Raw genomic sequence first — 14,599 nt, forward strand, 5'->3', positions numbered from 1 at the left:
GCGCGGCGCAGGGTGTCAATAACAAAGTATATCTTAATTTTTTAAACGCCGGTATTTTATTCGTGACGGTTGATTGGCTTCATCACCCAGACGCCGTTTTCTATCTGCTTCATATTCACTGTAGTTGCCTTCGATAAAAATAACCTGTGAATCACCCTCAAAAGCCATTAAATGAGTACAGATTCTATCCAGAAACCAGCGATCATGTGAAATCACAATAGCGCATCCGGGAAAATTAAGCAGGGCTTCTTCTAATGCTCTTAATGTTTCAACGTCAAGATCATTACTAGGCTCATCCAGCAATAAAACATTTCCCCCCGTTTTCAATAATTTTGCCAGATGAACACGGTTACGCTCACCACCGGAAAGTTGCGATATTTTTTTCTGTTGATCAGCCCCCTTGAAATTAAATCGTCCTACATAGGCGCGAGAAGGCATTTGAAAATGACCAACCTGAATGATGTCATGGCCATCAGTGATTTCCTGCCAGACCGTTTTGTTACCATCCAATTCATCACGCATTTGATCCACGTATGAAAGGCGTACGGTTTCACCAATGCGTAGTTGTCCTTCATCCGGCTCTTCAACTCCCGTCAGCATTTTTAAAAAGGTCGATTTACCTGCACCGTTTGGCCCGATGATCCCTAAAATGCCACCTGGAGGAATTCTGAAACTCAATTCGTCCATTAAAAGATGATCGCCAAAACCTTTACGGAGATTTTCAGCTTCAATGACCAAATCTCCCAAACGCTCTCCAGGAGGAATGTAAAGTTCATTCGTTTCATTACGCTTCTGGTATTCTCTGGAATTCATTTCCTCAAACCGAGCCAGTCTAGCTTTATTTTTCGCATGGCGACCTTTAGGAGATGAGCGTACCCATTCAAGCTCGGCTTTTATTGCACGCTCTTGTGAGAATTGTTGCTTTTGTTCCATAGCCAGACGTGCTTCTTTTTGCTCAAGCCAGGACGTATAATTGCCTTTATAGGGAATGCCCTCGCCTCGATCGAGTTCCAATATCCATTCTGCCGCATTATCCAGAAAATATCGGTCGTGGGTCACGGCTACCACTGTTCCTGGAAATTCTTCCAGGTAGCGCTCCAGCCAAGCCACGCTTTCAGCGTCCAGGTGGTTGGTTGGCTCATCCAGTAATAACATATCGGGGCTGGATAACAGCAAACGACACAAAGCCACTCGTCGCCGCTCACCGCCTGACAGTATATTGACTTTAGCTTCCCAGTCAGGCAAGCGCAATGCATTTGCCGCAATATCGAGCTTCCGATTCAGCTCCCAGCCACCAACAGCTTCAATAGCATTTTGCAACTCACCTTGCTGCTCGAGAAGCTGATTCATCTCCTCCTCTGACATGGGTTCTGCAAAACGCATGCTAATTTCATCAAATTGTCTTAATTTTTCCTTGATTTCAGCAACCCCTTCCTCAACAATCTCGCGCACGGTTTTGTCGGTATCAAGAACAGGCTCCTGAGCAAGATAGCCAATTTTGATCCCAGGCTGAGGTCTGGCTTCTCCTTCATACTGATGATCTAAACCGGCCATAATCTTTAATAAAGTCGATTTACCTGAACCATTCAAACCCAGCACACCAATTTTTGCACCCGGATAAAAACTTAACGAAATATTTTTCAAAATCGTTCGTTGATTATCAACGATTTTGCTGACGCGATTCATGGTAAAAATATACTGCGACATAAACTCTCCAATACTTAATCAGCGGATTGACTCTCACTCCCAGTCAAGAATGACCTTACCGGACTGACCGGAGGCCATGATTTGGAACGCATGCTGAAAATCATCGACCGGAAAATGATGAGTAATGACAGGATCAATATTCAGGCCGCTCTGTAACATGGCGATCATTTTATACCAGGTCTCAAACATCTCACGTCCATAGATTCCCTTTATAACTAATCCCTTAAAAATAACCTGATTCCAGTCGATGGGTGTTTCCTGGGGGGGAATTCCCAGCATGGCCACATGCCCGCCATGATTCATCACCTTCATCATGTCGTTTAAAGCCATTGGATTTCCTGACATTTCCAGGCCAATATCAAAACCTTCCGTCATACCCAGTTCTTTCTCGATATCCTTCAGAGATTGATATTTCACATTTACGGCTTTTGTTGCACCCATTTTTACAGCAAGCTCAAGACGGTAATCATTCACATCAGTAATTACAACATGTCTTGCGCCAATATGTTTAGCAATAGCCACAGCCATGATTCCAATTGGGCCTGCCCCGGTAATAAGAACATCTTCTCCTACCATGTCAAAAGCCAAGGCGCAATGCGTTGCATTTCCTAAAGGATCAAGAATGGAAGCCTGCTCGCCGCTGATGTTCTCCGGCAAAACCAGCACATTACTCGCCGGTAAAGCCAGATATTCGGCAAAACAACCTGGCCGGTTAACTCCCACACCCAGCGTGTTGCGGCATAAATGACGCTGGCCGGCACGACAATTTCTGCACATACCACAGGTAATATGCCCTTCACCGGATACGACCTGGCCAGGTTTTAGTCCTTTGACTTCACTCCCTACCTCAACAATTTCCCCATAAAACTCATGACCTACTGTCATCGGCACCGGAATGGTAGCCTGTGCCCATTCATCCCAGGAATAAATGTGAATGTCCGTACCACAAATAGCCGTTTTCTTAATCTTGATCAATACGTCATTAACACCGTATTCAGGCATGGGAACATCTTCCATCCATATTCCTGGTTCATCTTTTGCCTTAACTAATGATTTCATGTTTTCCTCATCTTTTTGCAAAATGATTTTCAGGCGTTCGCTATTATTGGAACAGCCTAAATCAGGTTAAACTCTTTCCCGGCAACTTCAAAGGCAGAAATGGCTTTATCCAGGTGATGCAGCTCATGAGCTGCAGACATCTGGGTTCGGATGCGGGCAAGCCCCTTGGGAACAACTGGATAAGAAAAGCCTGTCACGTAAACTCCAAGCTCAAGTAATCGGTTAGCCATGCGGCTTGCCAGTGCAGCATCCCCGAGCATGACAGGAATAATTGGATGCTCACCGGGAATCAGATCAAAACCCAACTTTGTCATGGCTTGACGGAAATAACGGCTGTTTCTTTTCAACTTTTCTCTTAAAGAAGCATTTTCGGATAATCGATCAAGGACCTTCACTGAGGTGTGCGCAATCATCGGCGCAAGAGTATTTGAAAACAAATAAGGCCTGGAACGCTGACGCAGCCAGTCGACTATTACAGCATTGGAGGAAGTATAACCGCCGGAGGCTCCCCCCAGCGCTTTACCCAGTGTGCCAGTTATAATATCAATTTTATCTTCCACGCCAAAATGCTCTGGGGTGCCTCTCCCCGACTCGCCCATAAATCCTACGGCATGTGAATCATCGACCATCACCATAGCATCATGTTTTTCTGCCAATTCGCAAATGGCCGGCAAATTAGCAAGAATTCCGTCCATGGAGAAAACACCATCGGTAGCAATCAAACGAAAGCGCGCATTTTTTGCTGCCTTGAGCTGTTCTTCCAAAGCTTTCATATCATTGTTTGCATAACGAAAACGCATCGCTTTGCATAAGCGTACACCATCGATAATACTGGCATGATTTAAGGCATCACTGATAATAGCATCTTCAGGACCAAGCAGGGTTTCAAAAAGTCCTGTATTGGCATCAAAACAGGATGAATAAAGAATGGTGTCCTCTTTATTTAAAAACTGGCTTATTTTGTTCTCCAGCTGCTTGTGCGGTGTTTGTGTACCACAAATAAAACGAACCGAAGCCATACCATATCCATACTCCTGCAGTGCTTTTTGCCCTTCCTCTATCAGTCCTTTATCATTGGCCAGTCCCAGATAATTATTAGCACACAAGTTGATGACCTCATCATTTTCAACCTTGATTGAAGCTTGTTGCTGGCTTGAGATCACTCGTTCCGATTTATATAAGCCCTCTTTCTTTAACTGTGCTAATTCATTTTGCAAATGATTGATATACTTCTCAGACACCCAAATACTCCCGTAAGATAGAAAAATTGCCTGAATGATAGCAAATTTTAAACAAAGCCACCATCCGGAATGTTAATTCGACATACTCTATTAATTCTTAGCACTCTCAAGGAATTCTTGCTAAAATCGCTCCAACGTTTTAACCTAAGGCAATTAGTTATAATGGTACAATACATGACGAATCATAATGCACTCACAAATATGATCAAACAGCAGTTAAGAACCGGTGACATTCTTGATGAAAGCATTCTTAACCTGTATCACCAAATTCCACGCCATGAATTTGTTCCGGAAGAATTTGTTCATTTTGCCTATTCCGATATGCAAATTCCATTGGCCCATGACCAACAAATGCTGACGCCTCTTGAGGAAGGAAAAATATTACAGAATCTGGCCTTGACAGGAAATGAGGTTGTTTTGGAGGTAGGCACCGGCAGTGGTTTTTTTACAGCGTTGCTTAGTCGTTTGGCTAAAAAAGTGATCAGTATTGATTATTTTGCCGATTTAACCGATGGCGCAGCAAAAAAGCTGACGCAATATCAATGTGACAATGTTCAGCTGATCACAGGGGATGCCTGTCGAGGCTGGCTGGAAATGGCTCCCTACAATGTTATCGTTTTCACAGGTGCGCTTGAGTCTTTGACCGAAACTCATCGACTTCAACTTTTACCAGGAGGAAGATTATTTGCCATCGTGGGGAAAGAGCCGATCATGCAAGGTCAGCTACATCATCTTAATCATGAGGGGAATTGGAGCGAAGCGGTTCTTTTTGAAACTGAAATCCCCCTTCTGATCAATAAATTAAAGCCAAAAGAGTTTATATTCTAGGATATCATTGCATGAGAAAAACACTGCATTATTGCCTTATTTTCCTTATGGCGTCTGCTGCCAATGCAACTGATCTTATGGATATTTATCAGCAGGCATTGGAAAATGACCCTATATTTAAAGAAGCTTATGCCACCTACATGTCAAGTAAGGAAGCTATCCCTCAGGCACGTGCCGCTTTATATCCGCAAGTGACTGTGGGCTCCAGTGTGGGAAGATATCTCAATAATACCAGAGTCGGCGGCGTTACTTTCGAAAATACCTACAACAGTAACCAATGGGAAGTCACCGCTTCTCAGGCTATTTTTAATTATGAAGCCTGGGCCATGACAAAGCAGGCTCATGCTTCGGTAAAAGCCGCACAGGCTACTTTTAATAATGCTGCTCAGGACCTCATGTTAAGAACGGCGAGATCCTATTTTGATATCCTGCTTGCTCAGGATACTTTGCGTTTTGCTGAAGCTAAAAAAAGAGCCAATAAAAGACAACTTGAGCAAGCAACGCAACGCTTTAAAGTCGGGGTGGATGCCATTACTTCTGTTTATGAAGCAAAGGCTGCTTACGATCAGTCCATTGCCGAAGTGATTTCTGCCCGAAACAATGAAATCAATCAAAGTGAAAACCTGCGTAAACTGACGAATCATGTTTATCAATATTTAGCTCCTCTGCGCAACAGTCGTATCCCTTTAATCCGACCAGAACCAGACGATGCCAATGAGTGGATAAACACGGGCCTTAAACAAAATTATTTACTCTATGCACAAAAATACAGTCTTGAAGCTGCAAGGGAAAACATCAAGTCACAAGCTGCAGCAGGCTGGCCAAGCCTTGCCATTCAAGGCAACGCTACACAGGCACACAATGACATCGATGGTAGCGCATCCTTTTTTGCTCCCAGCAAAAGTACCAATGCTTCTATAGCGCTGGCATTGACATTTCCAGTGGTTCAAGGCGGACTGGTGCAATCGAAAGCCAGGCAGGCTCAATATGATTTTCAAACCGCCAGTGAGCAGTTGCAGCAAAGATATCTTGACGTGGTTGTCAACAGCCGTATTGCATATAACACCATCATCGATGGAATCAGTAAGGTTAAGGCCGATCGGCAAACGGTCATTTCCCAGCAGAATTCACTTGAAAGCACAGAAGCCCAGTTTGAAGTGGGTACACGAACCATGGTGGATGTGGTCAATGCTCAGCAGCGCTTATTTGAAGCCCAACGCCAATTAGCCAGCGATCAGTACGGTCTTATCAATGCCATTTTAAACTTAAAATATCTTGCTGGAACTTTAAATGTGAATGATTTGGAACAAATCAATTCCTGGCTGGCATCAACAAGGATAAATACTTTTCCACCTTGCGATAAGGTTAATTCCAAAAACGGTTATGCAGTTAATAAGACAAAAGTTAAACCCATTAAAAAAAGCACGGGAACAAAATAAGGCCGGTCTTATCCAAGATATGACATATAAAATTGAAATCAAATAAAATACAGATTTGTATGCGTTTTACTAAGGAAAATTCGGCATTATGAATCAATCTAAATAAACATCTACTTTCGCCGCTAATACAATATTACGCTATTGATGATGAATCTTTAAAAAACTTGCCTCACCTCTTTCGCAACAAGAATCTGACATTAAGCACTCGATAGATTATAATAACGCTCTTTTTTATATTTCTCTCAAAATGAATATGTCTGTAAATACATCGCGAATTGAAAAAAAATTATTACATTACACGGGAAAGGCGATTGCTGATTATCATATGATTCAGCGCGGCGATCGGGTGATGGTTTGTTTATCAGGCGGAAAAGATTCCTTTACCCTGTTGACACTGCTTCATCAACTACGCCAGCGTTCCGGAAACAAGTTTGAGGTCTTCGCCTTCACCCTGGATCAGGCTCAACCGGGCTGGGATGATTCCGAACTCCGACAATGGCTGGCGGAAAGAAACATTGAACATGAGATCTTAACTAGGGATACTTACAGTATTGTCAAGGAAAAAATCCCGGAAGGAAAAACATATTGTTCCTTATGTTCACGATTAAGACGAGGGATCATTTACCGATATGCCGAAGAAAAAGGATTTAATAAAATTGCTCTGGGTCATCATCGCGATGATCTGATTCGCAGCTTGATGATGTCCATTCTTTATAATGGGGATATTCGCTCCATGCCCCCAAAACTATTGAGCGATAATAAAAAACATATCGTAATTCGCCCCATGTGTTATGTACAGGAAAAAGACATTATTCTTTTTGCAAAAGAACAGTCATTCCCCATTATTCCCTGCAACTTATGTGGCTCACAGGAAAATTTAGCCAGACAGCGCATTGCCCGATTGATTGATCAATTGGCCGAAACCAACCCTAAAATACCCAGCAATATGCTCCATGCGCTGCAAAGCGTTAAACCCAGCCAACTTATGGATCAGGGCTTATGGGATTTTAAATCGCTTGAAAGTGAGTTGGAATACTCAGCCAGCATAAACACAAGTAATGAATGGGTAAAAATAGAAAATCTTATCGACTTTGAAGAAAATTATTTATTTTCAAAAAATTCCGATGGTTGATGCTTATCCTCTATCTCCTCTTTTTTCTTCTCAGGGAATAATCCAAAAGGAGTACGAGCAGGAATTATAGATGATTTTTTTTGTAAAAGATCAATCATGGCTGAATGATTTTTTTCCTTTGCTATATCCATTGCCGTTCTGCCATTTTCATCTTCAACAGTAAGATCAATTTGAGGAAGGGAGAGAAGATATTTCACAACGTTCATTTGACCTTCAGCAACTGCAATATGTAATGGAGTAAAGCCTGCCACCTCACTCCATACATCAGGAGGAGGCTTTATAACAGCATTCACATCTGCTCCCCTATCCAACAGAAACTTTACAAGTTCTTGATCTCCAAAGGTCGCAGAATGATGCAATAAAGTATGACCATAACCATCTCTCTCATTTATATTTTTTTCATTAAAATATGTTAATAATTCCCTGCAAAGCGCTGAATTTTCTCTTGCTAATGCCTTTGCGATTAATTTAATCACTTTTTTTGGTTTAAAACTTTTCAAAGCACCTTCTCTAACTAACCATGATACAGCATGTATGTTATTCTTTTTGACAGCATGCTCCAGCAATTCTCGTTTATTAAATGTTTGATTGTTATCCGCGCCAAGCGTTTTTTCTAATGCCTTATTCAATTGTTCTTTATCGTGTATATTTTCAATGGCTATAAATGGATCTTCTGCGGCCATTTTTTCCATTGCCACTTTTTTTATCTCAGGGAAGAAAAACCGTTTGGCATTTGCATGAATGGCATCTAAACTGCTTCCTTTATTCTGTAATTCTTCAACAATATCCAAAGCACTTTTTTCCTCATCCAGTCTCTGCTTCATCACCAATGCCATAATGGTGCATTTCTGCTTACGTGCTTCATTTAATAAATAACTATCTTTTGCAGACAAATTGAATTCATTTTGAAATATCTCTCCTTTTTCCCAAAGAGACAACAAATTTAAGCCCAGCATGTTAACCATGAAATCCTGAAATACTTTAGTATCCTTTGCAAACTCTTCTAATGCCTTCTTTGCAAACTCTTGATAAGGTTCCCTCAATTCAGACAATTGATTTAAAAAAGCACCTTGCATTAATCGGGCGGAAAGTTCCGAAAACCACTCACTTTTATCATAGGAGTTGTAATTTAACCATTCCAGCCACGGAGCCTCTACCCTAACGTAGATCCTTATTTTATCTGCCATCTCTTTCCAAGCTTCTGCATTTGTATGATCAAACACATTAAAAGGTGATAAATAACTCCGATAAAGAAGCTTATCCAAAGCATGTTTCAACTCGTGAACCATTGTTGATATTCTGTCCTCTGCCGACTGATTTTCCTCGGAAATTGTCTTAAAATAGACGCTATGTTTTGAGCGATACACACCTTTAGCATCTTCCGCAAACTCTCTACCACGTCCCCCCTCAATGAGTTTTAACGATTTTTTGATGCCTAAATCATAATCAGGTCCAAAATCAGCTATAATATCTCCGAATGCAATCCACATCGCGGCTGTTAATAAAAATGGCTTCGCAATACCCGGCGTGTTATTGATGAAATCATTGATTTGTGCTTGAATTAATTTAATTGAATTTTCATTATAATTTTCCTGATAAAGACCCAAAAGGAGCCAGTCAGAAAGAGTTTGCCTCCCGCTTGAAAATTCTTTTTTAACAAGACCCTTATTATCATCAACTGCGTTTCTTCTTAGCTCTTTTCTGGATTTAGTGATAAAATCAATTTTCTGTTTTCTTTCCTGCATTTTCCCTTTGAGCATGTTACTCCAAGTATTAATACCCTCCTGAACAGCAGAATCATCTTTGTATTTATCTTTTAATTTATCTAAATGGTCTAATTCTATTTGGATATGCTCAGGCTTTGTTCGTTCCTCAAAGAAAGAAGAAGATTGTGAGTAGATTCCCATGTTTTTCCCTGTGCTGGAAAGATAAGGTAATTTACGCATCTGATTTTCAAACTGTTCAGAAATTTTTTTTAGTTCTTCTTCATTAATGAGCCCATTAGTCTGCATGGTTTGCAGCAATTGCTTAAAAGATTCAATCATCTTTTCTGGCGGTGAAGAAAAAAAATGGGTTAAAATCAATGTGTTTGCTTGAATTTTAAAACCGTAAGCTTCATTTTTTAATCCAGAGACTTCAAGCGCAGAATAAAATTTCTCTTTTATAGAATTTAAATTATCAGCTGAATCAAACTCAAACACAGGTACTAATTTACTTCCTGAAGAATAAAGCATATTAAATTTCATTCTAATACCAGCATTCGCAGTGTCTATTTTTTAATTATAGTCAATAATGGTATAAAATTTGTTCAATTGACCGTGGCATTACTTACTGGAACAGCTTTAGAGGTATTGCCAATTCTTGAAACTGTTTTTGCACAGGACTGATGAAACACCAATCTTCAATTCAGCCATTTAGTTCATCTAAACTCCCTCATTGGTGTTTTTGGTAAGTTCTGGTGAATTGGGATTAAAAATATTCGATAAATAAAAAAACATGTAATAAACTATTGCCAGGCTGATCCAGTTTAAATAAAACAATGAACCAAGTATTGAACAATAACTTTCGTAAAGCGCGAATCTATAAAAAACGTTATTTGAAATTTGATTTCGTAGCTTCAATCGTGGTGTTTCTGGTCGCCATCCCCCTCTGCCTTGGTATTGCTCTTGCTTCTGGCGCACCTCTTTTTTCCGGCATTTTGAGCGGGATTATTGGTGGTATTGTAGTGGGTATCGTCAGTGGTTCACATGTCAGTGTCAGTGGACCTGCTGCGGGAATGGCTGCCGTGGTGCTGGCAGCATTAACTCAACTAGGTGATTTTAACACTTTTTTACTTGCCCTTTTCTTAGCCGGCATTTTACAGCTTATTGTAGGAGTCATGAAGGCCGGGTTCATCGCTGATTATATTCCTTCAAACGTTGTACAGGGTTTGCTTTGTGCTATTGGTATTCTATTGATCATTAAACAATTGCCTCTGGCTTTTACCTTATCCACAGAAATCGGTGAACTCAAAACTCACCTGCTTGAAACAACAGAAGGTTTGACCTTAAAACCATTAATGGATATATCCGAGCATCTTAACGCAGGCGCTATATTTATTACTTTTCTGTCCATGGCTATTCTTATTTATTTCGATAAAACCAAAATTAAAAAATTAAAAGAAATTCCGGCTCCTATTATTGTCGTGGTCTTAGGTATTATTTTAAATGAAATCTTCATTCTGACGAATTCAGCACTTGAGCAGACCAGTCCGCAACTGGTCAATATTCCCGCAACCTCAAGTCTGGGTGAGTTTATTGGACAATTGCAATATCCTTCATGGTCGGCCTGGACGAATCCTAAAGTTTATCTCTACGGTTTTATTTTGGCTGTAGTCGCCTCTTTGGAAAGTCTGTTAAATTTAAAAGCGAGTGAAAGACTGGATAAAAAACGCCGTTACAGCTCAAAAGATCAGGAGTTGGTAGCGCAAGGGCTTGGAAACGTGACGGCAGGTCTCATTGGCGGCATCCCTGTTACCTCTGTAATTGTTCGGACCTCGGTTAATATTCAGGCAGGGGCTAAGACTAAAATATCTGCCATTTTACATGGGATATTGATCCTTTTGTCCGTTTTGATCATTCCTGAAGCCCTGAACAAGATACCCCTATCTTCCCTTGCTGCCATTCTTATTTTCACCGGATATAAATTAACCAAACCCCAGATCTATAAATCCATTTATGAGCAGGGCAGTGATCGATTTATTCCCTTTATAGTAACCGTCGTCAGTATTGTCAGCTTTAATTTACTTACTGGCATATTGATTGGTCTGGCGGTCAGCTTTTTCTATATTTTGAAATCTCATAGCCAGACCCGCTTTGATATTCTCAAGGAATATTATCCTACGGGTGTGGCTCACCGTCTGGTCTTGCCACAGCAGGTTACTTTCCTGAACAAAGCCTCTCTTATTGCTGAATTGGATTCCTTACCTAAAGGATCTCAGTTAATTATTGATGCGCGATATGCCACTTATATTGATAAAGAAATTATAGAACTTATCAAGGATTTTAAGGAGGAAAGAGCAAAATACAAACAGATTGCTATCAATCTGCTAGGCTTTAAAGAGCATTACGATATTCACAATTACATTGATTTCATCAATGTCACCACATACGATGTGCAATCCACCTTATCACCCGCAGAAGTACTTAATATTTTATATGAAGGAAACCAAAGATTTTTAAAAGATACTCGTATCCATCGAAATCCTAAAATTGACATTAAACATACTGCAGAAACACAACATCCTATTGCCGTCGTTCTCGGTTGTATTGACTCAAGAGTACCGGTAGAAATGATTTTCGATATGAGTTTCGGCGATTTGTTCTGTGTAAGAGTGGCAGGTAACGTCATCAATGATGATGTTTTGGCCAGCATTGAATATGCCTGCAACGTCGCTGGCGCAAAATTGATTGTGGTGCTGGGACATAGTCGGTGCGGAGCTATTCAGGCAGCCTGTGATGATGTGCAAAAAGGGCATATTTCCCAACTTTTGCAAAAAATAAAACCTGCCATTGAAACAGCCAAAAAAATGCAGGCAGATGCCCAACAAGAACCTTCGATTCGAAAAGTAACCGAATTAAATATTGCAAATACCTTACAGCAAATCTACCATAAAAGTGATATTTTAAAAAAAATGATAGAACAACAAGAAGTTGCTTTAACGGGAGCTTTATACGATGTCAGTTCTGGAAAAGTTCATTTTGGTGACTATTCACACGCCTTAAGCCATTTTGATGGGAAAAGAAATGAGCCATTGAGTGTTAAGCTCAGAACATTGATGAAAATTTCCAAGGTAGATCAAAGTACGGTATCTCTCTAAATTGAATGAAAGATCACTACCATGCGAACATGCAAAATTTTTTCTCTTGCCATCTGGTTTATCGCATCTCATGCATTTGCTTTGCCGAGAGGATTTGTATACCTTCATCAGATAGCGCCTGATATCGAACAAGACATGCGTTATGCGCAAGACAACAATTTCACAGGGCACCCGGTACCGGGTTACAAAAGTGGAGTGTGCATCTTAACACGTAAGGCAGCGGAAAAATTAAAGCTGGTTCAAAATGCCGCTTATCAACAAGGTTATCAACTCAAAGTATATGATTGTTACCGTCCTGAAACATCCGTTAGAGCCTTTTACCAATGGAGCCAAAACAAAAGTGACACACGAACAAAAGCCCGATTTTATCCGCGTGAAAAAAAATACAATCTTTTTCGCAAAGGTTATATCGCCTCATATTCAGGGCATAGTCGAGGCAGTACTGTCGATTTAACCCTTGTTAAAATAGGTAAAAACCAGCAACCCAAACATCCCTTACAACGATGTTATGATAAAACGGCGCGCTATCTTGATGATAATTCCATCAATATGGGTACACGGCATGATTGTTTTGATGTAAGCGCTCACTATCATTACACAGGCTTAAGCAATACTCAGAAAAAAAACCGCCGGCGCTTGCGAACGTTAATGACCACTTATGGATTTCAACCGTATAGCAAAGAATGGTGGCATTTTAGTTTGCGCAATGAGCCTTTTCCAAAAACCTATTTTGATTTTCCTGTACAGTAATTATCAAGCTCTACACAATAGATTAAATTAAAAATTAACGTATATTCCGAACTTTAACCATTTTTCAAGTAAAGGAAGCAATAGGTTAAAGACCATAGAAGCGCACCGTTATATTTATCAAAGCCGCTGTAAATCGATGACTTGAGAAAATTGAATGGCACGAATTACCGCGGCATCGACCGCGGTATTGTAAGTTACAAAAAATTATATAATGGCCATTAAGAGAGTAGCCCCTTATTGTAAAAATAAAGGGCACGGGCGTGAGCGACCGTCGCGGAATAGGTTTTAACAACCGTCTGGATCAAGGTACTCTAGCCCTGCTCTCGAAACGTTTGAATAGTTGAAAGGACTCTGATTAAAGAACGTCCGCTTACAATCCTAAACAATAAAATTTCGAGGCGCGCATGTCATTATACAGTAATTATATTGGTATCGATATTGGAAAAATTTCTTTTGTTGTAGCGATGTATGGCTCAAAAAAGATATACGAATATGAAAATAATCCGACAGGTATTAAAGCGTTTATAAACGATTTCAAGAGTAAATTAAAATATGCTTTAACTGTATTAGAAACGACAGGCGGTTATGAGATGCAATTATTGCTCACTTTGTGTGAGTCAGGGTTTGCAGTACATCGAGCTAATACACGTAAGGTCAAACGATTTATTCAATCTTATGGCAATGAGGCAAAGACGGATAAACTGGATGCCCTCTCATTGGCTTTATATGGGTATGAGCGAGCACAACGACTAGAACTATTTACTCCTCAATCAACAAAAGCCCTTGCCTTATTTGAGTTGGTGCAGCGTCGTAATGATTTAAAACAAATGCTTGTTGCAGAAAAGAATAGATTAAAAGCTCCTCGCGCGGACATCATCAAAGCGAGCTGTAATGCAATGCTCGAGGTGCTTAATAATCAAATCAAGACCATTACAGATGAAATAAATACCTTGATAGAGGCTGACTCTGTGTTAAGAGAAAAAAAAGCTATTCTAAAAACTATTCCCGGCATAGGGGATATCATTGCTAATGAGCTTCTTGTCTTATTACCAGAATTAGGTTCCTTAACGCGACGTAAAATTGCTTCGCTTGCTGGCCTTGCACCAAAGGCAAATGATAGCGGGCAGTTTAGCGGTTATCGGTGTATTGGTTATGGCAGATGTGGAATTAAGCCCATATTATTCTTAGCTGCCATGGCTGCAAGAAATTCAAATTCTAGCTTAAAATCTTTCTACAATCAGTTAATTTCTTCCGGAAAGAAAAAGATGGTAGCTTTAACTGCTTTAATGCGAAAAATCATTGTTATTGCAAATGCCAGAATAAGAGATTTTAATTCGGGATTATTTTGTGCATGATGATAGATTAATTAAATTTAAAAAACGGTTAAGACATAGTTGATCTATACGAAGCTCCGTATGGACCCCGCTATCAAGTAGCGGGGATTCGAGCTCTAAAAAATGGCCAGTCGAGATATTGTTTTTTCATGTTAAACAACGATCTTAATAGCAAAATCTCCTGAATCAACTATATTTATGTATAATGTGATGTTCACTGGGATTCGGAAGTTTTACATCGCGTTAGTATG

10 protein-coding genes are annotated in these 14,599 nt (G+C 40.2%); 6 read left to right on the forward strand and 4 right to left on the reverse strand.

The features are described 5' to 3' along the window. Positions 1-33: 33 nt before the first annotated feature. The 3 genes from ettA to E4T55_RS02930 are packed head-to-tail and all read right to left on the reverse strand — an operon-like array spanning position 34 to position 4,007. Complete coding sequence (gene ettA / locus E4T55_RS02920) at positions 34-1,707, reverse strand: energy-dependent translational throttle protein EttA (RefSeq protein WP_058501291.1); 1,674 nt, start codon at positions 1,705-1,707, stop codon at positions 34-36. 33 nt (positions 1,708-1,740) lie between these two features. Then, entirely contained in the window at positions 1,741-2,766 is a 1,026-nt protein-coding gene (gene tdh / locus E4T55_RS02925) for an L-threonine 3-dehydrogenase (protein WP_058501290.1), read from the reverse strand. A 56-nt stretch (positions 2,767-2,822) separates the two neighbouring features. Further along, entirely contained in the window at positions 2,823-4,007 is a 1,185-nt protein-coding gene (locus tag E4T55_RS02930; RefSeq protein ID WP_058501289.1) for a glycine C-acetyltransferase, read from the reverse strand. A gap of 174 nt (positions 4,008-4,181) precedes the next feature. Here E4T55_RS02930 and E4T55_RS02935 point away from each other — a divergent pair, with 174 nt between their 5' ends. From E4T55_RS02935 to ttcA, 3 genes are all read left to right on the forward strand, one after another. Continuing rightward, positions 4,182-4,835, forward strand: a complete 654-nt coding sequence (locus E4T55_RS02935) for a protein-L-isoaspartate O-methyltransferase family protein (protein ID WP_058501288.1) — start codon at positions 4,182-4,184, stop codon at positions 4,833-4,835. Between the two features lie 11 nt (positions 4,836-4,846). Then, on the forward strand, positions 4,847-6,274 hold the full coding sequence (locus tag E4T55_RS02940; protein WP_082636497.1) for a TolC family outer membrane protein: 1,428 nt from the start codon (positions 4,847-4,849) through the stop codon (positions 6,272-6,274). Positions 6,275-6,527: 253 nt separating this feature from the next. Then, complete coding sequence (gene ttcA, locus E4T55_RS02945; protein WP_082636496.1) at positions 6,528-7,406, forward strand: tRNA 2-thiocytidine(32) synthetase TtcA; 879 nt, start codon at positions 6,528-6,530, stop codon at positions 7,404-7,406. Here ttcA and E4T55_RS02950 read toward each other — a convergent pair. Beyond that, the gene (locus tag E4T55_RS02950; RefSeq protein ID WP_082636495.1) at positions 7,376-9,652 is read right to left on the reverse strand and encodes an ankyrin repeat domain-containing protein; all 2,277 of its coding nucleotides are present in this window, start codon (positions 9,650-9,652) and stop codon (positions 7,376-7,378) included. The two genes, ttcA and E4T55_RS02950, sit on opposite strands and share 31 nt — an antisense overlap. Before the next feature lie 293 nt (positions 9,653-9,945). On the opposite strand from E4T55_RS02950, the gene E4T55_RS02955 reads away from it, so the two are divergent. The 3 genes from E4T55_RS02955 (at position 9,946) to E4T55_RS02965 (ending at position 14,369) form a co-directional block, all read left to right on the forward strand. Beyond that, positions 9,946-12,264, forward strand: coding sequence for a SulP family inorganic anion transporter (locus tag E4T55_RS02955; RefSeq protein WP_058501286.1), 2,319 nt, complete (start codon positions 9,946-9,948; stop codon positions 12,262-12,264). 21 nt (positions 12,265-12,285) lie between these two features. Continuing rightward, positions 12,286-13,014, forward strand: a complete 729-nt coding sequence (locus E4T55_RS02960; protein WP_058501285.1) for a M15 family metallopeptidase — start codon at positions 12,286-12,288, stop codon at positions 13,012-13,014. A gap of 404 nt (positions 13,015-13,418) precedes the next feature. After that, on the forward strand, positions 13,419-14,369 hold the full coding sequence (locus tag E4T55_RS02965; protein ID WP_115325220.1) for an IS110 family RNA-guided transposase: 951 nt from the start codon (positions 13,419-13,421) through the stop codon (positions 14,367-14,369). Positions 14,370-14,599: the final 230 nt, after the last annotated feature.

Source organism: Legionella israelensis (assembly GCF_004571175.1).
Lineage (GTDB): Bacteria > Pseudomonadota > Gammaproteobacteria > Legionellales > Legionellaceae > Legionella_D > Legionella_D israelensis.